Source organism: Methylobacillus sp., assembly GCF_036844465.1.
Taxonomy (GTDB): Bacteria; Pseudomonadota; Gammaproteobacteria; order Burkholderiales; family Methylophilaceae; genus Methylobacillus.
Genome location: NZ_DAIUFW010000004.1, coordinates 139,880 through 162,892, shown reverse-complemented (window position 1 = coordinate 162,892; position 23,013 = coordinate 139,880). Strand labels below are relative to the sequence as shown.

General features: G+C 55.8%; 22 protein-coding genes. 10 read left to right on the top strand and 12 right to left on the bottom strand.

What is annotated here, in order from left to right:
• Positions 1-10 precede the first annotated feature (10 nt).
• From V7Z75_RS07220 to V7Z75_RS07190, 7 genes are read right to left on the bottom strand one after another with little or no spacing between them, the layout of a single operon-like run.
• Positions 11-1,321, bottom strand: coding sequence for an FkbM family methyltransferase (locus V7Z75_RS07220; RefSeq protein ID WP_334107956.1), 1,311 nt, complete (start codon positions 1,319-1,321; stop codon positions 11-13).
• A 17-nt stretch (positions 1,322-1,338) separates the two neighbouring features.
• Positions 1,339-1,989, bottom strand: a complete 651-nt coding sequence (locus tag V7Z75_RS07215; RefSeq protein WP_334107955.1) for a NeuD/PglB/VioB family sugar acetyltransferase — start codon at positions 1,987-1,989, stop codon at positions 1,339-1,341.
• A gap of 2 nt (positions 1,990-1,991) precedes the next feature.
• Entirely contained in the window at positions 1,992-2,750 is a 759-nt protein-coding gene (locus V7Z75_RS07210; RefSeq protein ID WP_334107954.1) for an SDR family NAD(P)-dependent oxidoreductase, read from the bottom strand.
• 4 nt (positions 2,751-2,754) lie between these two features.
• Positions 2,755-3,807, bottom strand: a complete 1,053-nt coding sequence (locus V7Z75_RS07205) for a ketoacyl-ACP synthase III (protein ID WP_334107953.1) — start codon at positions 3,805-3,807, stop codon at positions 2,755-2,757.
• An 18-nt stretch (positions 3,808-3,825) separates the two neighbouring features.
• Positions 3,826-4,050, bottom strand: a complete 225-nt coding sequence (locus tag V7Z75_RS07200; protein WP_334107952.1) for an acyl carrier protein — start codon at positions 4,048-4,050, stop codon at positions 3,826-3,828.
• Between the two features lie 17 nt (positions 4,051-4,067).
• Positions 4,068-5,213 (bottom strand): DegT/DnrJ/EryC1/StrS family aminotransferase, encoded by a 1,146-nt coding sequence (locus V7Z75_RS07195; RefSeq protein ID WP_334107951.1) that lies wholly within the window; start codon positions 5,211-5,213, stop codon positions 4,068-4,070.
• Complete coding sequence (locus V7Z75_RS07190) at positions 5,210-6,868, bottom strand: O-linked N-acetylglucosamine transferase, SPINDLY family protein (protein ID WP_334107950.1); 1,659 nt, start codon at positions 6,866-6,868, stop codon at positions 5,210-5,212. The genes V7Z75_RS07195 and V7Z75_RS07190 overlap by 4 nt, the downstream gene beginning before the upstream one ends.
• Before the next feature lie 322 nt (positions 6,869-7,190).
• Between V7Z75_RS07190 and thiS the strand changes: the two genes are divergently transcribed.
• The 4 genes from thiS to mltA are packed head-to-tail and all read left to right on the top strand — an operon-like array spanning position 7,191 to position 9,824.
• Positions 7,191-7,397: a sulfur carrier protein ThiS gene (thiS, locus tag V7Z75_RS07185; protein ID WP_334107949.1), complete on the top strand. Its 207-nt coding sequence runs from the start codon at positions 7,191-7,193 to the stop codon at positions 7,395-7,397.
• Positions 7,397-8,179: a thiazole synthase gene (locus V7Z75_RS07180; protein WP_334107948.1), complete on the top strand. Its 783-nt coding sequence runs from the start codon at positions 7,397-7,399 to the stop codon at positions 8,177-8,179. The genes thiS and V7Z75_RS07180 overlap by 1 nt, the downstream gene beginning before the upstream one ends.
• A gap of 15 nt (positions 8,180-8,194) precedes the next feature.
• Complete coding sequence (gene apaG / locus V7Z75_RS07175) at positions 8,195-8,578, top strand: Co2+/Mg2+ efflux protein ApaG (RefSeq protein ID WP_334107947.1); 384 nt, start codon at positions 8,195-8,197, stop codon at positions 8,576-8,578.
• Between the two features lie 4 nt (positions 8,579-8,582).
• On the top strand, positions 8,583-9,824 hold the full coding sequence (gene mltA, locus V7Z75_RS07170; RefSeq protein WP_334107946.1) for a murein transglycosylase A: 1,242 nt from the start codon (positions 8,583-8,585) through the stop codon (positions 9,822-9,824).
• 181 nt (positions 9,825-10,005) lie between these two features.
• On the opposite strand, the gene pqqA is transcribed toward mltA, so the two are convergent.
• From pqqA to V7Z75_RS07145, 5 genes are all read right to left on the bottom strand, one after another.
• Positions 10,006-10,077 carry a pyrroloquinoline quinone precursor peptide PqqA gene (gene pqqA, locus V7Z75_RS07165; protein ID WP_081774944.1) on the bottom strand — a complete coding sequence of 24 codons (72 nt, stop codon included), beginning with the start codon at positions 10,075-10,077 and terminating at the stop codon, positions 10,006-10,008.
• Positions 10,078-10,219: 142 nt separating this feature from the next.
• The gene (locus V7Z75_RS07160) at positions 10,220-10,354 is read right to left on the bottom strand and encodes an entericidin A/B family lipoprotein (protein WP_334107945.1); all 135 of its coding nucleotides are present in this window, start codon (positions 10,352-10,354) and stop codon (positions 10,220-10,222) included.
• Positions 10,355-10,460: 106 nt separating this feature from the next.
• A complete protein-coding gene (lplT, locus tag V7Z75_RS07155) occupies positions 10,461-11,675 on the bottom strand; it encodes a lysophospholipid transporter LplT (protein ID WP_334107944.1) in 1,215 nt (404 codons plus the stop codon).
• 2 nt (positions 11,676-11,677) lie between these two features.
• Positions 11,678-13,801: a bifunctional acyl-ACP--phospholipid O-acyltransferase/long-chain-fatty-acid--ACP ligase gene (gene aas / locus V7Z75_RS07150; protein WP_334107943.1), complete on the bottom strand. Its 2,124-nt coding sequence runs from the start codon at positions 13,799-13,801 to the stop codon at positions 11,678-11,680.
• A gap of 13 nt (positions 13,802-13,814) precedes the next feature.
• Positions 13,815-14,120: an ArsR/SmtB family transcription factor gene (locus tag V7Z75_RS07145; RefSeq protein WP_334107942.1), complete on the bottom strand. Its 306-nt coding sequence runs from the start codon at positions 14,118-14,120 to the stop codon at positions 13,815-13,817.
• Between the two features lie 168 nt (positions 14,121-14,288).
• Between V7Z75_RS07145 and V7Z75_RS07140 the strand changes: the two genes are divergently transcribed.
• The 6 genes from V7Z75_RS07140 to V7Z75_RS07115 all read left to right on the top strand — a co-directional run bounded on the left by V7Z75_RS07140 (position 14,289) and on the right by V7Z75_RS07115 (position 23,004).
• Positions 14,289-15,020 carry a 2OG-Fe dioxygenase family protein gene (locus tag V7Z75_RS07140; RefSeq protein WP_334107941.1) on the top strand — a complete coding sequence of 244 codons (732 nt, stop codon included), beginning with the start codon at positions 14,289-14,291 and terminating at the stop codon, positions 15,018-15,020.
• Between the two features lie 89 nt (positions 15,021-15,109).
• Entirely contained in the window at positions 15,110-18,805 is a 3,696-nt protein-coding gene (locus tag V7Z75_RS07135) for an EAL domain-containing protein (RefSeq protein ID WP_334107940.1), read from the top strand.
• Positions 18,806-18,887: 82 nt separating this feature from the next.
• Positions 18,888-19,172, top strand: coding sequence for a DUF5666 domain-containing protein (locus tag V7Z75_RS07130; protein WP_334107939.1), 285 nt, complete (start codon positions 18,888-18,890; stop codon positions 19,170-19,172).
• A gap of 249 nt (positions 19,173-19,421) precedes the next feature.
• Positions 19,422-21,224, top strand: coding sequence for a GGDEF domain-containing protein (locus tag V7Z75_RS07125; protein ID WP_334107938.1), 1,803 nt, complete (start codon positions 19,422-19,424; stop codon positions 21,222-21,224).
• 104 nt (positions 21,225-21,328) lie between these two features.
• Positions 21,329-21,691 (top strand): VanZ family protein, encoded by a 363-nt coding sequence (locus V7Z75_RS07120; RefSeq protein ID WP_334107937.1) that lies wholly within the window; start codon positions 21,329-21,331, stop codon positions 21,689-21,691.
• 77 nt (positions 21,692-21,768) lie between these two features.
• Positions 21,769-23,004: an MFS transporter gene (locus V7Z75_RS07115; protein ID WP_334107936.1), complete on the top strand. Its 1,236-nt coding sequence runs from the start codon at positions 21,769-21,771 to the stop codon at positions 23,002-23,004.
• The last annotated feature ends 9 nt before the right edge of the window (positions 23,005-23,013 follow it).

The window sequence follows — 23,013 nt, the reverse complement described above, 5'->3', positions numbered from 1 at the left end:
TGTTCATCGCCTAATAACAATAAAGCACCATGGCGTCTGGGCATAAGGAGTTATGCTGGCGAAAGCCGAGTTTATAGCCTTGCCCTGTTGCGATAACAAACTCGGTCAATGTCACCAAGTCTTCCGGCTTGTGATAAATAGATACAGCCATCTTGGGGCGATTGCGTTCAATTGTTGCACGGGCGCCATGCAAGGCTTGCAGTTCGGCACCCTCAATTTCGAATTTGATGAAAGTGGCTTCGAGGTTAGTGGCCTCATCAATAGTGACTACAGGTACCTTGATGGAAGCGGCGCGCTCGGTTTCCTGATCATAAATATGGTGGATAATGCCACTATCGACCATATGGGCAGATTTTGTTTGTACATGGTTGCTGGTGTCGAAATCATCCACTACCTGACTGGGGTTGAATTCAAGAGTGGTATTGTGATCCCACAGCCCGGCTTCATGCAGGGTGATACTCTTTGACAAGGGTTTGAGGAACTCCTGTTGCAGGTTGCGCAAACGGTTCCTGATCAGCTGGTTATGTTCCCTGGATGGTTCAAAAGAGTGGATATGGTGGAATTTCCCGCCACAGGCACGCAGGTACCACTCGATGGTATCTCCTGTGAAGGCGCCACCATCCACATAGACCTCATGGTCGGAAAACTGGAAGAATTGCTTGTTGATGGAATAGGCATTCAACGTATATTTTCCACCACCGGTACCTACGGCACAGGCTTCAAGGTAGAAGGGATTAAGTGTCATGCGATATAGCAACACGCATAGCCAGGAAATACGAGAATATTCATCTTCCAGCAATTCACCGAGCGCCAGTAACTTATCAAGCTGGTGCAGGGTTTCCAGAAAGAATTCATAGCCATACCAGAAGAAGCGTCCGGTTTCTCCCTGCTTGTCGATGTTGCCAGACTCAAGCAGGTGAATGAACTGCAAGGGTAGCAGTGTACGCAGCTCCCATTGCAAGGCGAGTTTGGTGAAATGCTGGAAGGCCCTGGCACCTGGCGTGAGGATGCATGACACAAGATGTTTGTCCTGGCGGGACAGCGCGATCCATTCGTCTGAACTGATGATTGGAATGTCAAAAATGGAGGCTTGTTTCTGACACAGGTGGTCATCTACGATAGCGGCGATTTGAGCATGTTGCGCTAATACTCTGATTTCGGAGCGGCATACTGAGCCACACACCACGAAGCGCGTTGTGGAGAAAAACTCGCGGGGCGACTGCGTGAGCCATGTTGGTAATATCCTAGCGGGATCCATATAGTGATCGCGCAAATCTAATAATTGCTGTTTCAGTTCGTGCTGATGAAGGAATGGGTACATGGTGTGTGATGTTAATCCTATCGAAATGAGAGCCGACGGGCTGGGTTGCCTAGGACTGTGATACCAGCAGGGATTTTCCCTATGACGACGCTGCCTGCAGCGACGGTGACGCCATCGCCGATGACGGCATTGGAAGTGATGACGCAGTTGGGGTGTATGGTGACAAAGTGGCCAATTCTGGCACCGCCTGCAATGACACAGTGAGCGTTGATCTGGCACCAGTTGCCGATGTTGGCGTCGTGCCCGATGACGGTGTACTCCTGAATGCAGGTGAACTCGCCGATACTGACATCACAGGAAATGCCGACATTGGGGGCGATGATGCAGCCATGTCGGATCTGGGTGTGAGCGGCAACGTGGGCACGTGGGTGCACCACGGTCGCAAAGTCCACGTGATGATGGTCGCGCAACGTGGCTGTGTATTTGAAGCGTTGCTGCGGATTGCCCAGTGCGGCCATGAATACGTCGTTTTCCTGTGGCTGATAAGTGAACGGGTTACCAACGACAGGGACGGTGCGGTGATAACCATCCAGCGCATCCGCTTTTTCATCCAGGAATCCCTTAACCGTGAACAGCGGGTTGTCATCCTGTATGTAAGTCAGCACTTCGCGACCAAAGCCGCGAGCGCCTACGATGAGTAATTGGCGATGCTGTTGGTTGGTGCTCATATTCAACTGATAGTGAGTCCACCATCCATGACGATGGTAGTGCCGGTGATCCAGCGGCTGGCATCTGAAAGCAGGAACACGGCTGCGTTGGCTACATCTTCAGGTTTGCCAAAGCCCAGCGGGTAGTTTTTACGCTCTTCCTCAATGCTGCCAGTGATTTCAGCGGTAGCTGTCAACATGGGTGTTTCGACCAGTGCAGGTGATAGGCAATTGGCGCGGATGCGACGTTTGACGACTTCCATCGCTAGGCAGCGGGTGATGGCGATCAGCGCGGCCTTGGTGCCGGAGTATGCTGCGACGCCAGCGACGCCGATATGCGCTGCAATCGAGGCGATGAATACGATGGAGCCATCAGGGGCCACCATGTTCTTTTTCAATAACGCCTGGGTGAGCAGGGTGGGCGCTTCGACATTGATCGCCTGCACTTCACGGAGGTGGGCCTCGGTGATCATGCGTATCGGGCTGAGGCGCGAGATGCCGGCGCCATGCAGCACGCCATGCACCGGCGCGTCCAGCGCAGCGATGATTTGGTTGCGATCTTCCGCGCTGGTCAGGTCTGCGGTCAGCATGCGGTGCGGCAGGCCGGAGATGGCTTGCAGGCTGGCCAGAGAGTTGGCTAGCCGCTCCGGGTCGCGACCTATTCCGATCACTTCGGCGCCCAGTTTGGCGCAATGCAGGGCGGTGGCGTGGCCGAGACCGGAGGTGGCGCCGGAGATCAGGATGCGCTTGCCTTGCAGGGAGAATGGATTGAAGCCGGACATGGATTTATACCTCGATCAATGCGGGAACGGCAGCCGGGCCGATATCCACAATACAGCTTGCCCAGGACAAGCCGACGCCAAAACCGCTCATGAGCAGGCGTTGCGACCCCTGTGAGATCGCCTCGCGCGCATGAACGGTAAGGGTGAGCGGAATGGAGGCGGAGCTGGTGTTGCCGAAATCATAGAGCGTGCTTGGGACGCGTTCGGGCGGAAGCGCCAGTTTTTTGCGTATGGTTTCGTTGATCATGCGGTTTGCCTGGTGGAATAGATACCACTGAATGTCCTCTTTCTGCATTCCTGCTTGTGTCAGCAGCGACTCTACAGCTGGCGGCACGCGAGAAGTGGAGAAGTTGAGGATGGCGGGACCATCCAGCACGATATCCACCTGACGGCGGATGACGCCGTCTTCTCCTGGTTTGGCTTCCAGGTATTCGGGCAGCAGCGGGTTGCGGTTGCCGCCTGCCGGGCAATAAATGGCCTTGTAGCCCGAGCCATCGGAATAAAGGTCAAAATAGGCAGGTGGCGCGGATTCGTCATACTCCAGCGCGGTGGCGGTGCCAGCATCGCTGAACAGCACGGCGAATCCCTGATCCTGCGAGTTGGGGTTGGTCGATTTGTCGCCGACCAGCAGCAGCGCCTTCTTGAGCTTGCCCGCAGAGATCATGCTGCCGGCAACATACAAGCCATAAGGATAGCCTGAGCAGCCCAGGTTGATGTCGAAGGCCAGGCAACTATTGGACAGGCCCATGCGATCCTGCAGGATAACGGCGCTGCCGGGATAGGGATAGTCTGGAGATTGCGTCACCACCACCAGGGCGTCAATCTCGTCCCTGGCCCAGCCAAGGTCGGCCATGAGTTTTTCCGCGGCATGCTGCGCGAGATCAGAAAAACAGAGGCCCGCTGGAGATTGCCGCCTTGAAGCAATGCCGATGTTGCGCACCAGCCGTTCGCGCATCGAAAGCTGCTCTGGCGGACAATCCAGGTTGGATACCGAGTTTTTAGGCACGCAGGATGCCACACCTGCGATACGGACATGATGCAAGACTGACTGAGCCATGGAAGTTCCTACGTAGGTTTAACTGCTGAGCTGGAGTAGATCATTGATGGTGCGGCAATTCTTGAGATCTTCACCGGTGATCGTCTTGTTGTATTCCATGCTGAACATGACGATGATGCCCAGTGCCGCAAGGGAGTCCCACTCGGGGAGCGAGGCAAGCTCAGTATCGGCTGTGATGGGCACAGGTTCCTGGAAGTCAACGGCTTCGTTAAATTTTTCGATAAATGTTTCAATGTTGTCCATATATATTCCCAATGAAGTTAATGGGGAGTGGTAACAGCCAGATTGACGGTATTCACTATTCGATTGATATCTTCATGCGTCATGAAGGGTGAAAACGGTAGACCGATCAGGCCCGAAGCTACAGCTTCTGCCACAGGCGTCGGCTGCTTGATGATGGGAGCCACTTTCGCGGCATGCTGGTGCAGGAGCGGCTGGTACCAACGCCGGGTGGCGATTTGCCGTTGCTGGCAGATTTTTTCCAGCCGGTCGCGCGCTTCCGCCGCCATGCGCAGACAGAAAATCGTTGGTGCGGCCAGTGTAATGCCTGCCTGCCATTGCAGGCGGTCGCCACAAGCTTCTTCCAGCGCCTGGCGATAAGCATGGTAAATGCCTTGTCTGCACCTGGCTTGTGCATCCCATTGGTCCAGGCTGGCATGGGCGACGGCGGCATGGTATTCGGACAGCTTGGCGTTACTGCCGACAAACGAGAGATGTCCGACCGGGAAACCGGCATTCGAGTCGAGGTTGATACCGAAATTGCTGAGCTGGCGGATATGGGCATTGATGACGCTGTTGCCGCTGACGACCAGCCCGCCCTCGCCTGCCGCGAGCGATTTGGTGGCATGCATGCTGTAGATGACCGGAATATCTGGTGCTTCCACCCACTGGCTGCCGAACGCGCCTGCGGCGTCGATTACGACATGGATGCCGGATTTGCGCTGGAAGCTGCTCCATTGCCGGGTATCTTGTGGCTGGCCGAATGCGGCGACGGCCAGCACGGCACGCGCGCCGGTCTGGATGGCTGCTTCTGTGGCTATTTCCGGCGTTATCAGCCAGCTTTGTGGGTCGATATCGGCAATCACCGGCGTATAGCCCGCACGGATGATGGCGGTGAGCGAGGCGACAAATGTCAGGGCAGGCACAATCACCTTGCTGCCCGGCGGCAGGTCGAGACTGCTGAGCGTCAGTTCCAGTCCGAGCGTGGCACTGCTGGTGGTAGTGACGTGAATGGAGTGCGAGCCATGTTTTGTAAATAGTGTCGCCAGGCGTGCTTCGAGCGCGGTATTGAGCGGGCCAAAGTTCGAGTAATGGCGATTGGCATCTAATTGAGCCAGGTAAGGCGCGAGCGCCTCCTGGTCAGGCAATAACGGCGTCAGCAGCGGAATGGCGGCGTGTGGATTCATACGGCTGGTGCCTGCTTCCGGGCATACGCGCTGCGCAGCTGCTCCAGATCGGCCAGACCCGGGGTCGTGAGATTGAGGAATTTGGGCGACCCCAGCAGATAATTGAGCCACATCCGGCGATAACTGGCTTCAAGATCGTGGCAGCGCCCGGCATAATCCATGAGTGCAGATTGCTGCAGTATCCGACGGGCGCTGGCGCGGTGTTCAGTCAATTGTTCGGGATTATCGAGCAGGTGCAATACCTTGGCGACGTAATCATCTTCGTTTTTGGCTACCCACTGACCTAGGCCCAAGCCCTTGAGCATGGCGGACGTGGATGCGGAGACAGCGTCCGTTGCATCCATGGCAATCACCGGTAGCCCCATCCATAAGGTATGCAGGCTTGTCGTGCCGCCGGAAAGAGGAAAGGTATCCAGCGCAATATCCACAAGCTGGCCACGCGTCATGAATTCCTCCATCGGTACCATGGGGGAAACGATGATGCGGTCCAGCGGCAGCTCCAGCCGCACCAGGCGCGGCTCTATCGTATTGACGGCATCTTCCACGCTTTGCTCCTGCACATGAAGCAGCAACTGCGCATCAGGCCGCGCTTCCAGGATGCGCTTCCAGAGCAGCAATACCTGATCGGTGAGTTTGCGCGAGCTGTTGAGCGAAGCCAAGGTTGGCGGGTTGCCTTGCAGCATGGGCGGCACAGGTTCCAGCGGCGCGTTCGCGGGCGGGATATAGCTGGCCATGCAGTTCAGGCGGAACAGCTTTTCCACATAGAATTGCTCGCTTCCCGCGGGGTCCATGCCGCTGTCGGTGAGGCGATAATCCATGGCCTGCATGCCCAGTGTGCCGCCCACATAGCCCAGCCAGGTGGCCTGCACGGGCGCGGCGCGGCGTGCGAACGTGAATAGGCGGTGCCCATGGGTGTGTCCGGAAAGGTCGACCAGGATATCTATCTTGTGTTTGCGGATCAGGCTGTGCAGCGCGTCATCGCTGAGCGAGCCTACATCGTGCCAATGCGGCACCAGCGTTTTCAGTCTTGCGGTGACAGCATCCTGCTGCTGGCTGGTGGAGTAAACGAATACTTCTACCCGCTCCGGGGAGTGGTGGGCGAACACCGGCTCCATGAAATAGGCGATGGCATGGTCGCGCATGTCGCCGGACACATAGCCGATGCGCAAGACCCGGTCGGGCGAGCGGTCATTGCCGAACGGGGCGGCATTCTTGCCCAGAGGGTCGGCAAAGCGCTGGCCCCATGTTTCATATAGCTGGCGCTTCAGGGCGGGGTCGGGCTTGGTGATCGAATGGATGTTGGCGCGGTCCAGCGCATACGTGGCATTGTCCGGCTGCATTTCCGCGGCGTGGTCGATGAAGGCGCGGGCTTCTTCGTGGCGGCCCAGGTAGAAGTAGGTGATTGCCAATCCGTAGATGGCCTCGATATTCTGCGGGTCCATGCCCAGCACGAACTCCATGGTTTCCGCCGCTTGCTGGTATTTCATGGTGCGCAGGAACAGGTTGCCGATCTTGATCCAAGTGGGGAGATGGCCCTCGCCCGGCTCCAGTGAAGCCGTGTATTTTGCCAGGGCTTCCAGGTAATTGTGCCCGGCCTCGGCAGCCAGGCCGGCCTTGAATAATGCCTGTGATTGTGCGGATGGCTGTTGCGACAATTTTCTGCCTTGTTCTCGTAATGTGCGCCCTGGATAAACTGTCGAAGCCTATATGTCGCCAGATTATCAGTCAAGCAGGGGTTGCGGGCTCAGTTCCATGCCTTGTGCATCTTACTATCGGCCTTCTGGTGGAGATATGACGAGCAGGAGGGGAAATAGCTGCCTGTTCAAGCATTTCAAAGAGGGAGCAAGCCAGGATAGATTGCTAATTGGCTATGAACCTACGTAAAATAACGGCTTGTAGGCGGCGAGGCCGCTGAATCCAACATTCGTTCATTTCACTTGTGCAATCTCGCTTGTGTCATTCATAGGGTAGTATCAATTGATTCATCTGACCATCAACGGAAATCCACGGCAGTTTGACATCGAGCGCCTGACGGTGGGCGAGCTGGTAGAAAAGCTGGGACTAGCCGGAAAGCGCCTTGCAATTGAACGCAATGGCGAAATCGTGCCGCGCGGCAGTTTTGTCGAGACGGTATTGAGCAGTGGCGACAAACTTGAAATCGTAGGCGCGGTAGGAGGCGGTTAATGGATACATTGAATATTGCAGGCAAGGACTACAACTCCCGCCTGCTGGTGGGCACGGGAAAATACAAGGATTTCGAGCAAACCCGCGCGGCAATTGACGCCAGCGGCGCCGAGATCGTCACAGTGGCTATCCGCCGCACCAATATCGGCCAGAATGCGGGCGAGCCTTCCCTGCTGGAATACCTGCCGCCGGAAGAGTTTACCTATTTGCCGAACACCGCAGGCTGCTACAGTGCGGAAGATGCCGTGCGCACCTTGCGCCTAGCGCGCGAGCTGTTGGACGGGCACAAACTGGTCAAGCTGGAAGTGCTGGGCGATCCCAACACGCTTTACCCAAACATGCTGGAAACCATCAAGGCGGCTGAAATCCTCATCAAGGACGGTTTCGACGTCATGGTCTACTGTTCGGACGATCCCATCATCGCCAAGCAGCTCGAAGAGATGGGCTGCGCTGCCGTGATGCCGCTGGCCTCGCTGATCGGCTCCGGCATGGGCATCCTCAACCCGTGGAATTTGCAGATCATCATCGAGAACACCAAGATTCCCGTGCTGGTGGATGCGGGCGTGGGCACGGCTTCCGATGCCGCCATCGCCATGGAGCTGGGTTGCCAGGGCGTGCTCATGAACACCGCGATTGCCGCGGCGAAAGACCCGGTGCTGATGGCGGGCGCCATGAAGAAAGCCATCGAGGCCGGGCGCGAGGCATTTCTCGCTGGGCGCATGCCGCGCAAGCTTTACTCCGCCTCGCCCAGCTCGCCCACCAGCGGCATGATCGGCAAATAAGGAGTATAGAATCTCATGGCCCAGGACAAGCGTTATGCTTTCTCAGTCAAGGTGGAAACCGCGTTTGTGCCTGAACAGTCGGATGTGGAACAGAACCGCTACGTATTCAGCTATACCATCCATATCGAGAACACCGGGAATGTAGCGGCGCAATTGATCAGCCGCCACTGGATCATCACCGATGCCGCAGGCAAGACGCAGGAAGTGCGTGGTCTGGGCGTGGTGGGTCAGCAGCCCTTGCTGAAGCCTGGCGAGCATTTCCAATACACCAGCGGCACCGTACTGGAGACTCCGGTAGGTGAAATGCGCGGTTTTTATCACATCACGGCGGAAGACGGCACGCAATTCGATAGCGAAATTGTGCCCTTCAAGCTCAATATGCCGCGGGTATTGCATTAAACTGATGAAAGCATTTCTTTCTGGATTGCGCCGCCGGAGTTGGCTGTTGGCTTTGTTGTTGGCGGCTTGTGGCGGACATCAGCACGTCAAGGTCGAGCAGCAACCCTGCCAATGCCCAGCTCAACCGGTGCCGGAGCAACCCAAGCAGCCGCCTGTAACACCCCCAGCCAGCAAGATTCCTGATTATGGCCTGCTCAAGCAGGCGCGTTGGCAAGACCTGGCCGGGTTCGACCAAGCGCAATTGAGCGCAGCCTGGCCTGCCTGGCTGTTGGGCTGCAATACCCTGAAAAACCGCCAGCCCTGGCAGGCAGCCTGCGATGCGGCAAGCCGTCTGCCGCAAATCCCCACGGAAGCGCAAGTGCTTGCTTACTATCAGCAGCATTTCAACGTGTATCAGGCGAGCAACCAGAATGGCGGCGATACCGGCCTGGTGACGGGATATTATGAACCCAGGCTGAAAGGCAGCCGAGTCAAGACGGCGCAGTATCGTTATCCCTTGTATTCCCGCCCTGACGACCTGATTACCGTGGAGTTGGCCAGCCTGTTTCCTGAGTTGGCCAACAAGCGCGTGCGTGGACGGGTTGTCGGTACCAAGCTGGTGCCTTACTACACCCGAGCGGAAATCGAGAATGGACAAGCGGTAATGGCAGGCCGTGAACTGTTCTGGGTCAATGATCCGGTGGAGTTGTTCTTTCTGCAGGTGCAGGGTTCCGGCCTGATACAGCTTGATAATGGCGAAGCGGTGCATGTGGGCTATGCCGACCAGAACGGCATGAGCTACCAGTCGATCGGCCGTACCCTGGTTGAGCGCGGAGAGCTGACGTTGGACAAGGCTTCCATGCAGGGCATCAAGCAATGGGGGCGTCAGAACCCCGGCAAATTGCAAGAGTTGCTGAATACCAATCCCAGCTATGTTTTCTTCCGTGAGTTGCCCCCCAACCTGCCGGGGCCATTGGGCGCATTGGGCGTGCCTATCCTGGCAGAGCGCGTGGTGGCGGTGGATCCAAAGTTTATTCCATTGGGGGCTCCGGTATTTCTCGCCACGACGTATCCCAACAGCAGCACGCCGCTCAACCGGCTGGTGATGGCGCAGGACACCGGTGGAGCGATCAAAGGTGGAGTGCGCGCAGATTTCTTCTGGGGAGCGGGCGATGCTGCTGGCCAGCAGGCTGGCGCCATGAAGCAGGAAGGCCGGATGTGGGTATTATTGCCCAAGGGCTTCCCATTACCCAATCAGGGCGACTAACAAAACTCTCTTGAGTTGTTGTAATTGGTCTTGTCTAACTACTGCTGCTGTGGCAGAGCACTTAATCAGGAGCAATTTGCTGAGTTTTGTTAATCACTTAAACTGCCTGGTAGTTTTATATGTGAGTTATAAAGAAAAGGGAGCTAAAAGCTCCCTTTTGACCATGTGTTGCAGTAATCGCTTAGCGATTGCAAACGTACATGGTGACTTCAAAACCAAAACGCATTTCAGTAACTTCTGGCTTGGTCCACATAATCAATCTCCTTGGCTGGCAATGTTGGGGTTGACGTTTTGCAAATGACAGAACGTGATGCCACTTTACGTCAGGTAAGCTGGATTGGCATGTGTGCCAGCCATTAAAACCTGCTCATGAAAATCATGAGCAGGTTTGGGAATCAGCTATGCTTTTCGGCAGCCTTTTCCAGTTTCTCTCCGCCCTTCTGTATATCCTGGCCCGCGCCCTTCATGGTGTTGCAACCGGTCATGGCGATCAATCCGCATAGCATCAGAAATGCTGTCAGCTTTTTCATGGTGTGCTCTCTTTCACAGAGTAATGATGATTGTTGTGCGGTCAATATAGTAGGTTCGGTTCAACAACAGATTCAGGCGCATGCTGAATCTTATGTAGGATATTTCCTACATGACATCTGATCTTGAGCGTAACCTGAACCAGGTTAATCCACCGATAGCTACTAAGACCAGCCCACCTATTGTTACAGTGATCGGGATGACGGGCAGTTGCTGTTTGCTCAGCAGGATGTAGATTCCCATCATCAGCAGCATGCTCAGGTTCTCGAACAGGTTCTGGATGGAAATGGCATGGCCCGCGCCGACCGATTCATGGCCTCTTTCCTGCAACAATGCATTGAGGGGCACGGCATAGAAACCACCCAGCAGCCCGATCAGCAGCAGGCAGGCAATGGCGGTGTAAATGTTGCTTGTATAGGCAAACATCATGATTGCCAGCCCGATCAATATGCCTGCAGGCAATGCGCGATTGACGGTGCGCAGGTCCACCCAGCGCGCGGCAGCAATGGCGCCAATGGCAATGCCAATTGCGACCGCGCCACTGAGGTTGGCTGGCGTGCTCAGGTCATTGATGTGCAATGCGACCGGTACCCAGGCCACCAGCAGGAAACGCAGAGTGCTGCCTGCTCCCCAGAAAATGCTGGTGCCGATGATGGAGAAACGCGCATCACGGTCTCGCATCAGGCGCATGGTGGTCTGGATAAAGTCGCGGCACATGACCGCCGGGGCGAATGTGGCCAGCGGATGCGAAGGCGGCAGGCGTGGGATCAATAGGTTGATGGCGGCTGCGAGCAGGTAGCCAGCCGCGATTGCATAGAGTGCGCCAGCCAGCCAGATATCAGCGAGCCAGCCGCCCAGGACTGCACCGAGCAGGATGGCGACGATGGTGGAGCCTTCCATCAGGCTGTTGGCCTTGACCAGCTTGTCCACGGCCACCAGTTCGCTAAGGATGCCGTACTTGGCAGGAGAATAGGCTGCCGCGCCCAGCCCGACCATGCCGTAGGCCAGCAAGGGATTGAGTCCAGTGAGCATGGCCGCGGCACCGAGGAACTTCATGCAATTGGCAATCAGCATGACTCTACCTTTGGGGAAGGTATCGGCAAACGGCCCCACGAACGGCGCCAGCACGATATAGGCGATCACAAAGAATTCCTGCAGCAGTGGAATCTGCCAGGCTGGCGCGCTGCCTGCCTTGAGCAGGGCTATGGCGGCGAACAGCAAGGCGTTATCGGCCAGCGCCGAGATGAACTGCGCGAGCATGACTGCCAGCATGCCGCGGCTGAGCAGAGAGGTATGAGCGGTCGAGATAGGATGGGCGGCCATGGTTATCTTTCTTTTTCTGCCATTTGCTTGAGGGTGACGTAATCGGTTTTTCCTGTACCCAGCAGCGGCAATGCCTTGACGATGACGATCTTGCGGGCAATCGCCAGTTCGCTGTCGCCAGTGCTGCGAGCGGCATGTGCCAGGGCATCGCGGCTGAGTGCGGGATCGGTAGTGTACAGCAGGATATTTTCACCGCGATGTGTGTCAGTTTGTGTAGTGGCGGCGTGCTGGTGCTCAGGAGATGCCAGGCGAGCCAGGGTTTCCACGGTTTCCAGTGAAACCATCTCGCCTGCTACCTTGGCAAAGCGTTTGACGCGCCCCTGGATGGTGACGAAGCCGCGCACATCCATGCTGACAATGTCGCCTGTGTCATACCAACCGCCCGGTGGCGGTTGCAGGTTGCCTGGGTTGTCGTAAAAATAATATCCCAGCATGACATTTGGCCCCTTGACCTTGAGCAGCCCTCCATTGTCAATGCCGGGAACCGGCTCCAATTGATGTTGCAAGCCGGGCAGCAGCATGCCGACGCTGCCGGCCTGGTATGCCATCGGCGTATTCACGGCCAGGACCGGTGCGCATTCGGTGGCGCCGTAACCCTCCAGGATACGGATACCGAACTTGTCCATCCAGAGTTGACGGACGTCGTTGCTGAGTTTTTCCGCACCTGCAACCACGTAGCGCGTCTTGTAGAAATCGTATGGATGAGCGAATTTGGCGTAATTGCCGAGGAAGGTGCTGGTGCCGAACAGGACGGTGCAGCCGCGGTCGTAGATGACTTCCGGGATGATGCGGTAATGCAGCGGTGACGGGTAGATGAATACCCGGGTGCCGCATACTAATGGCAGGATGCCGCCGCAGGTGAAACCGAAAGTGTGGAATAGCGGCAAGGCCATCATGAATTTGTCGCGGTGTGAAAAATCGATCACGGCGCGAATCTGCGCGATATTGGCAAGAATACTGCGATGGCTGTGCACAACGCCCTTGGGCTTGCCTTCCGAACCTGAAGTGAACAACACCACGGCAGGCGCATCGGGGTTATGCACGTGGGCGATACGCTTGGGGAAGCGCAGCGCATACAACACTAGCCATAGCTTGTCTGCCAGGGTAAATGTGCTGCGCATATCTTCCAGATACACGATATTGAGGTTTTCCAGTCTGGCGACAGTGTCTGTCAGCTTGGCGGTTTCGAGGAATTGACGTGAAGTGATGACAGTCCTGATGCCGGCGGCGATACAGGCATTCTGCATACCGCTGGCTCCTGCGGTGTAGTTGAGCATGGCCGGGATGCGGCCCAGTGCGCTCATGCCGAAGATCAGACATACCGTATTGGTGACATTCGGCATCAATACCCCTACGGTTTCACCCTCGCGGCTGATCTTGCCAGCAAGCCGTCCCAGCGCCAGGGTTTTCTTGAGGACAGTGCCGTAATCCTCTTCCACCTGCTGCATGTCTTCTATCAGCGTGCGTTTGCAGCCATAAGTGTCTATCGCATTGAGCAAGGCGCCATATAAGGTATTGGTCGGTTCGGAAGCAAACATCATTTCCTGCATGATGCCTTGCATCTTTTCGCCTGCGAGACGGCGCCTTTGCTTGGCGCTCGGCGCATCCGGCATGGGCAGCGAAGTGGCGGGCAGGATGGTCAATGAAATGCGGGGGAGCATTTGACGCGGAAAATCATGCTCCAGACGGCTGAACCAGCTCCTGGATGCGCCATGGATGCGTACCGGCAGGATGGTGGCGCCGGTCTTGGCGGCAACGAAAGCCGGGCCATCATAGACTTTCATGAGACTGCCGGTGAGTGTAATGCGGCCTTCCGGGAAGATCATCACTGATTCGCCGGCTTCCAGCAGGCGAATCACTTTCTTCATCGCCAGCGGGCTGTTGGTATCGACCGCCAGGTGGGAAACATGGCTCAATATCCAGCGGAAGAACCAGTTGTCGAGCACGGTGGTATGGACCACGAAGGTGGTGCGCACCGGCAGGAACAAGCCGAGCAGAAAACCATCGAGCAGGGATTCGTGGTTGCTGATGATCAGGAGCTTTTCTGCAGGGGGAATGTGTTCCTGCCCCCGTATCTGGATGCGGAATAACAAACGGGTGATGGCTTTGGTCAACGTCAACAGCATGCGTGGTTTCCTGTCAGATTTCTTGTTGGATGTAATCAAGCACGTTTTGCAAAACAGCCTGCATATAGTCCTTGTCAATGGAAAACAGGACTTCCTTGCCGACCTTTGCGCTTCTTAGTGCCCCGCCTTGCTCCAGCACCTTCAAATGGTGGGTAATGGCAGTACGGCTCAGGTCAAAAGCAGCGACAATCTGGCTGATGCTCAGGCGCTCGCCAGATTCAAATGCAAGCAGAATGCGCTGTCGATGCGCATCTCCCAATGCAACGAACAGGTCGGAAATACGTTGCCATTCGTCTGGGATGGTGATGGATGTTTTCATGACTAAATAATTAGTTATTTAGTTTTTTCAGTCAACAAGTTTTTTTCAAAGATGCTGCGTGATTCGCTAATATGCCGGATAAATCACAGGAAATGCTTGGGATGCCTGCGGTATTGGAAATGTCCTTGATGAAGAACCGGCCTCGACTATTTGAATGAATGGCGTTGCATGCAAGAAGTAAGAGACACAACAAGCCTTTGCGAGAAAATTACCGCTGACGGCTTTAGTTTTATCGCGGGACAGCAGATAAGGGAATGGTTGCTGGCAGAAAATCCGCAGGCATTGTCGGATTGGGATGTTTTCGATGGCAGTTGGGATGGCATGCCGCTGGATGCCTATATGGCGGATGGAGGGCGTTACCGCCGCCGCCGCTTCGCGACGCTGAGTGCGGAAGCTACCGGCCCCATCACACTGGAGCCGCACCAGCCGCATTATCAGAGCCGGGAATACAATGCATTGAATGGCGGGATTGCCCGCGTTTACGAGCCCATACCCGATTCCTTGATTCAGGGAGCCACCATGCAGGGTGTGCTGCAGCTCAGCCGTGATTTATTCAGTCGCTTGCGTCCGCAGGCAAGCTGGCATATCGAGGTGCACCAGTTCAGGATTGAGGCGAGTCAGCAGGAGCATGGTCATCCTGCGCCTGAAGGCATACACCGCGATGGGGTGGATTATGTCCTGGTGATGATGGTCAAGCGCGTGAATATTTCCAGTGGCACCACGACATTACATGATCTGGATAAAGTAGTGCTGGATAGCTTTACGCTGACCAATCCGCTGGATTGGGCCATGGTGGACGACAGGCGTTGCATGCATGGAGTGACGCCGGTCGAGCAGATTGATCCTAAGTTGCCAGCCTATCGTGATGTGATGGTGGTCACGTTCAGGAAGAAGACGTGAGCGTGTGGATATCAGCAAGGCATGCTGATCGGGAGTTAGGGATATCCACACGTCTATGTTTTGCTTGCCATGGTGTGGGATAAAGAGAGATGAATCATTCAATACCCATAATCCGCATGCTGTTGCTGACCCTGCTCTTGGCGAGCGGGCACGGCGTTGCCGAACCACTGGAGAAGATCAGCCTGCAACTTAGGTGGTATCACCAGTTTCAGTTTGCTGGTTATTATGCGGCACAAGCAAAAGGCTACTATCGGGACGAAGGCCTGGATGTCGAGATCAGGGAAACCGACATGCAGCGCACTGTTATCGGCCAGGTGGTCTCAGGAGCGGCGCAATATGGCGTGGATGATGCCGGTATTGTGCTGGCACGGCTCCAGGGCAAGCCGGTCGTGGCGCTGGCGGCTATCTTCCAGCATCCTCCCTATGTACTCCTGAGCAAGAAATCCACGGGCATTAGCAGCCCGGCTGATCTGGTTGGCAAGCGTGTCATGTTGACCAACGTAGATTGGGTGAGTGCACAGCATAACGCCCTGTTGCTCAAGCATGGCATTAATCCCCAGGATGTCACTGTCCTGCCACGTGGCAAGCTGGAAGACTTGCTGGAAGATAAAGTGGACGCCATGTCTGCTTATGCAACGGTGGAGCCGTTGCGCATGATGGAACGGGGTTTTGAGCCTGCAATATTGGCGGCGATGGATTTCGGCGTCGATTTCTATGGCGACACCCTGTTTACCAGCGAAGTAGAGTTAAAGGGGCATCCGCGGCGGGTGGAGGCATTTGTACGCGCTAGCCTCAAAGGCTGGAAATATGCCCTGGACAACCCGCACGAAGTCGCCCAGATCATTCAGGCTATGCCATCCGCGAGAAAACCTGTCCCGACTATCAGGGAATTGATGTATGAAGCCAAGGAAATGGAGCGTTTCATACAGCCCAGTCTGGTCGAGCTTGGTCATATGTCGCGCGTGCGCTGGGAATTCATTGCCCACACTTTTGCCGAACTTGGCATGGTGCCGGCTGGGTATTCTCTGGATGGATTCCTTTGGCGGGAAGAAGTTGACCATGCAGCCTTGATCAAATGGTTTGCTAGCGGATTGGTGGTGATCGGGCTGGTTGCGTGCCTAATCGTGCTCTGGAACCTGCAAATTCGCAGGCAGGTGCGTGTGCGCACCCATGCGTTGCACACGGAAATTCGCCAGCGGCAACGAGTTGAGCAAGAGCTGAAATCCAGCCAGGAGCAAGTCAGGCTAATTTTTCATACCGTGTCCGCCGGGATCGCCATGACCACGATAGATGGACGTTTTCTGCTGGTCAATCCGGCTTTCTGCGACATTGTGGGCTACTCGGAACAAGAACTGGAACACCTGTATTGTCACGATCTTGGGGATGCGCAGGATGAGCAGCACAGCAGGCAGAAACTGCTGAATGGCGAGGTGGCCTGCTCTGTCACGGAAGGGCGCTACAAAACCAAGTCGGGTAGCCTAGTCTGGGTGCGCGTTAGTTCAACCCTGATTCAGGATCCGGACGGTACGCCGTCCAGCCTGATCAAGGTGGTAGAAAACATCGAGCAGCAGAAGCGGCAAGAGGGATTGCAGGCGCAGCAGCAATATTTGCTGGAGCGTATTGCCGCTGGTGCCGAATTGGACGATGTATTGCTGGCCACTGTGGAACTGATGGAAAAGCAATTCCCGGACATCATGTGTTCGATCATGCTGCTCGATAATTCAGAGAGGTTCAGCAAGAGCATTGCGTCGCGGCTGCCGCCAGCCTATCTGGACAAGCTCAAGGGATTGCAGATCGGCCCAGCTGTGGGTTCGTGCGGCACGGCGGCTTACGAGCGTCGCACTGTCGTCGTCACAGATATCCAGCGGGATGCGCTTTGGGAAAATTATCGGGATGTTGCCCGCCAGTTTGGCCTGGGCGCTTGCTGGTCCATGCCGATATTCTCAGGCAGCCAGCAATTGCTGGGCACTTTTGCCGTATATCGTGCCGCGCCCCATGTTCCCGGACCATATGAGATGGAAATGGTGAGCACATGCTCCCATATCGTTGGCATCGCGATTGAGCGGCATTTGGCTGAAGAGCATCTCAAACTGCTGGAAACCAGCATTGCCCGCCTCAATGATATTGTCCTGATTGTCGAGGTCGATCCTGGCGGTGTAAAAGCCCCGCATATTATTTTTGCCAACAAGGCCTTTGAACGGCTGACCGGCTACGCTGCAGAAGAAGTGATTGGCAAGGATCCAGCCCAGCTCAATGGCCCGGTAGCGCAGATGGATGAAATGCAGCGAGTGCAGTCAGTGCTGCTCGAAGGTCACTCTGTGCGCACGGAACTGACTCATTACACAAAAAATGGGGAGACCATCTGGCTGGAGATGGATATCTTGCCGATTGCGAATAGTGCTGGCGAATTCATGCATTGGGTGTCGGTCGGCCGCGATGTGACCGAGCGCAAGGCGGCCGAGAGTAGAATCCAGCACCTGGCTTTCTACGATATGTTGACCAATCTGCCGAACCGGCTGCTGTTGCTGGACCGCTTGGATCAGGCCCTGCTCAACAGCATACGGCTGCGCCGTTCTGGTGCGCTGCTGTTTCTCGACCTGGATAATTTCAAGACGCTCAATGATACGCATGGTCATGATTTCGGCGACATGCTGCTGGAGCAGGTGGCGCAGCGTTTGCTAGACAGTGTGCGTATTACCGATACCGTGGCGCGTCTGGGCGGGGATGAGTTTGTGGTGGTGGTGGAAAACCTGAGCGAACAACACAATGAGGCAGCCCACGAAACCACAATGATTGCCGACAAGATATTGTTCGCCTTGAGCCAGCCATTCAAATTGGCGGAGTATGAGCATTATTCATCATGCAGCATCGGCGTGGCGTTGTTCAGCAATACGCAGCAGGCGACGGTAGACGAGTTGCTGAAACGGGCAGACTTGGCGATGTACCAGGCGAAGGCTGCTGGCCGTAATACGTTCCGTTTCTTTGATCCTGCCATGCAAGCCTTGATTACCAAGCGCGCAGCCATGGAAGAAGATTTGCGCCAGGCATTGCGGCGCGATGAGATGCGGCTTTATTACCAGCCGCAGGTGAATAGCCGTGGCCAATGGCTGGGGGCGGAAGCCTTGTTGCGCTGGGAGCATCCGCAGCAGGGCGTGCTTTCTCCTGTGGCGTTTATTGAGCTGGCTGAGGAAACCGGCCTGATTCTGCCGATTGGGGAGTGGGTGCTGCAAACTGCCTGCAAGCAATTGGTGGCATGGTCTGAGCGCGAAGAGACAGCAAATTTAAGCTTGTCAGTGAATATAAGCGCCCGCCAGCTTCACCAGCATGACTTCATCGACCAGGTGTTTTCCATCCTCAAGCAGACGGGAGCCAATGCGCAATATCTCAAGCTGGAACTGACGGAAAGCATCCTGGTGGAGAATGTCGAGGAAACCATCGTCAAGATGAATACGCTCAAGAACATGGGCGTGAGTTTCTCCATGGATGATTTCGGCACGGGCTATTCCTCGCTGACTTACCTGAAACGTTTGCCCTTGTCGCAGCTCAAGATAGACCGCTCTTTTGTGCGCGATGTGCTCGATGACAGCAATGACGCTTCCATTGTGCAAACCATCATTGCACTGGGCCAGGGGCTGGGGCTGGCAGTGATTGCCGAGGGTGTGGAAAACCGCGAGCAGCAATTATTCCTGGAGGAGCATGGATGCCGGGCCTATCAGGGATATCTATTTGGCAAGCCGCAGCCGGTGGAACAGTTTGAGCAGGAGATGAAGAGCCGGCGAATTTGACAGATAGGTGTTTTTTGGGAATTATTCCTTCAATAACATGAATTTCTTCATGTTTTAAACACATGACTGGAGGAGTAATGCCATGAAAAAAGCATTGTATTTAGGTTTGGCCGCACTTGCTTTTTCGAGTGTCACATTCACTGTACAGGCAGCAGAAGAAGAATTTTATGGTGTGATCGAAAGCCGACCCGAGGGAACGAATGTGGGTACCTGGGTAGTTTCCGGGCGTACGCTGGAAGTAACCAATGCCACTGAGCTCGAACAAAAGCATGGACCGCTGGTAGTGGGCGCCTGTGTTGAAGTCGAGATCGAAGGCGGCGTGGTGGAAGAAATAGAAAGCAAGAAAAAGGATAAATGCGCTCAATAAACGCATATATTCAATTAACGATATTGATTTCAAAACCAGCCAGCCCACAGTCTTGTGGACTGGCTGGAATCTTTGAAAAAGATGTTCTCCAGATAGTTTCTACGGCGGCGTCTGCCCCTCTCTTGGCATGATGGGGTGGAAAGTTGACTAGCCATATACTGCATCTTCTTGATTAGCGATATGCTACTACCTTGGACTGCATAAGGCAGTTCAAGAGCTCCTTTTCCTTATTCCTCTGAAGATGTCGCTATGATGCAAGAATCCGCTTCTGCCATTGAAATTGCGCGTCAGGCCCTGATGCAGCTTGCCTCGCGCAAGATTCCCCCCACACCTGACAACTTTCGCACCGTCTATGATGAAATTGCCGGGGTGGCGTCGGTAGACCGCTCGGCCGAGCTTGCCAATGCGCTAGATGAAACCTTGCTGGTCGCCGGCCTGCAGAACCCCAAGTACATTGCATCCGCCCAGGCCATCAAGCAATCGATAGAGGCAGGAAACTGGACGCGGTTCAAGGAACAATTGGGTGGATTGCTGCCACAAGCCACAGGCGCGGGCGAAATCAGCTGGCCGACAGCGTTGCGCCATTTGCTCAAGCAAATGGAAGCTAGCCATAAGGGCGTGACCTTGAGCCGCAAACGTGAAGGGCTGCAACGCCTGCTTGGCAATTTCGAGCATGACCCCGCCTTGCCGCAGAAAATTCATGCCTTGGCGGATTCATGGGGAACAGCGGGTACGGATGTCCTGGCAGTTGGAGACGAGGCTGAGGAAGAGGCTGCCATGATGTCACCCACCGGACAGCCTGACACGGGGCGCGAACCTGCACGCGCCTACTATGCGCGTATTGCCGACCACTGGCGCAATATGCTGATGCGCATGGTCAACCTGATCGTGATTCCGCAACTGGCAGCCTGGCCGGAAATGGAAAAGAAAGCAGAGGCCTTGCTGGAGGATATCCGCCTGGCTTATGCGGAAAACGATGTGCTGAAACAGGCGGAAAACCTGAAATCCGTCCTCTTCACGCTGGAAATGCATGGCGATACCCAGCAGCGTACACAGGAGGGCCTGCTGCAATTGCTGCGGCTGCTGATGACCAGCATGAACGAACTGATCATGGAGGATAAATGGCTGCATGGCCAGGCGACGATTGTGCAGGAAATGCTGCAAAGGCCTTTGTCGCTGGATATGCTGTATGACGCGGAAAGTAGCCTGAAGGAGCTGATTTTCAAGCAAGGGCAGCTCAAGCCCCGCTTGCTGGATGCGCGGGATTCCGTGAAGAAAATGGCGGAAGTCTTTGTAGCGCGGCTGGCCGATCTCGCCGATAGCACCAGCGAATACCAGGAAAAGATCGATGGCTACAAGCAGAAGATCACGGAGACTGAAGACATCGTCGAGCTTAATACGCTAATCGATGGCATGCTGGAAGACACGCGCAGCATCAGTTTCAATATCCGCCAGTCTCGCGAGGTGCTCGTGGAAACCCAGCAGCGGGTGGTCGAGTCCGAGCGGTTGGTGCAGGAACTGACCGCCAGGCTGGAGCACGTCAATGAAGTCGCGCATGAGGATTTCCTAACAGGCACCCTGAACCGGCGTGGCATGGAGCAGGCGCTGGAGCGTGAATTCGACCGTGCCAACCGCCATGGCACTTCATTGAGCGTGGCCATGATGGATATCGACCATTTCAAGCGCCTGAACGACCAGTTGGGGCATGCCACGGGCGACAAGGCGCTGGTGCATCTGGCCAAGGTCATCAAGGAGTCGCTGCGTAGTACGGATGTGTTGGCGCGCTACGGCGGGGAAGAGTTTATTATTATCCTGCCAGGCACGGCAGAGAGTGAAGGTGTGGATATCGTAAAGCGTGCCCAGCGCGATCTCACCCGCAACTTTTTTATGCTCAATAACGAACGGGTTCTGATCACCTTCAGCGCTGGTGTTGCGCAGCGTGAGCAGGATGAAAGCGCCGAGGTGCTGTTGCCCCGCGCGGACAGGGCGCTGTACCGCGCCAAACAGGCTGGGCGCAATCTGGTGGTAGGGGCGTCCAGCCTCGATAAATGATGTCGTCTGTACCGTTTTGTTCACGACCGACGGGTGGATGCTGTTGGCGATGCGTGCTAGCATGGCTCCCTTGCCATGCTGGCTAATCTGAATATTCATTTATCTTGATCACACCTGAACGCCTGAAATACCTGTCCCTGGGCATGCTCATCCTGCTGGTTGCAGGTATCTTTATCGGGGGAGAGGCACCGGGAGCCGGTTCCCTGTTTCCGCCGCCTTGGGATAAAGCCGTACATTTTCTTGCGTTCGGTACGATAGGCGTGCTGACCGGGTTGGCGTTTCCTCGCTTGCCATTGTGGGGAGTCTGGATCGTGGTGGTGGTGCTGGGCGCGGCGGATGAACTGCACCAGATGTTTATTATCGGGCGCCAGGCTGGCCTTGACGATCTGCTGGCGGATGCCGCAGGCGGCCTGGCTGCGATGCCTGTGATCATCCTGTTGCGGCGCTGGCTTATGTTGCGCAATTGAGCGTTGACCACATCTCTGTGGGTTAACCTTGGTAGTGACATGGTGTAATCCCATGGACGCATTGTTTACAATACCGCATGACTCCTGATGTTCCGTCTTACCCCCTGCACAATCCTGCATTCCTGAAACTGCTGGCCTTCCGCGTCAGCATCACGTTTTCCTATCAGATCATGGCTGTGGTTGTGGGCTGGCATATCTTCCAGATCACGCGTGATCCCTTGTCGTTAGGGCTGATTGGCCTGGCGGAAGTAATTCCTTATTTTTGCACCGCCCTGTTTGCCGGATATGCGGTGGATCATTATTCGCGGCGCATGTTCGGCGTGATGGCGAGCGTGGTGCTGGTCATCAATGCGCTGGTGCTGGCGGCGATTGCCGCGGGATGGCTGCTGCGTGCCAATGAATCCTCGTTGTTTATTTATGCCTCGATTGCCTGTGTGGGGTTTGCACGCGCCTTCATCGGCCCTTCTTATAGCGCCCTCTTCGCCCTGGTGTTGCCGCGGCAGCAATTTGCACGTGCCGCCAGCATAGGCAGCGTGGTGTTGCAGACCGGCCTGGTGCTGGGGCCCGCGATTGGCGGCGGTGTGATCGCCTTGGCCGGAATCAGCGCCGCCTATGCGGTATCGGCCCTGTTTGCGCTGGCAGCCGCTATCGCCATGCTGGCGCTCAAGGTCAAGCAGCCTCCTGCCACGGATAGCACCCCTGTCTTTGCCAGCATTGGACAGGGACTGAGATTTGTCTTCAACAACCAGATCATGCTGGGCGCGCAGGCGCTGGATATGTTCGCCGTGCTGTTCGGCGGCGCGGTCGCCATGCTGCCGATGTTTATCCATGACGTATTCAATTACGGCCCGGAAGGGCTGGGCATATTGCGGGCCGCCCCTGCGGTGGGGGCGATTGCGACAGGGCTATGGCTGACCCGCCACCCAGTCAACCGGCACGCTGGCCGCATATTGCTGATCGCCGTCGCCGGGTTTGGCTTCAGCATCATCGCCTTTGCCTTGAGTGGCAATTTCTGGCTGGCGGCTTTCCTGTTAATGATTTCCGGCATCTGTGACGGCGTATCCGTGGTGGTGCGCAGCACCATCATGCAATTGGTTACGCCGGACGAATTGCGCGGCCGCGTGTCTGCCATCAACGGCATCTTCATCGGCTCGTCCAATGAGCTCGGCGCCTTTGAATCCGGGGTGATGGCGCGCCTGCTTGGCCTGGTGCCCTCGGTGATTTTCGGCGGAGTGATGACGATCACTGTGGTGGGCGTGGTTGCCAAATGGGCGCCGAAATTGCGCAGACTCAGTATGCGTGATCTGTATTGATGCTGCTCC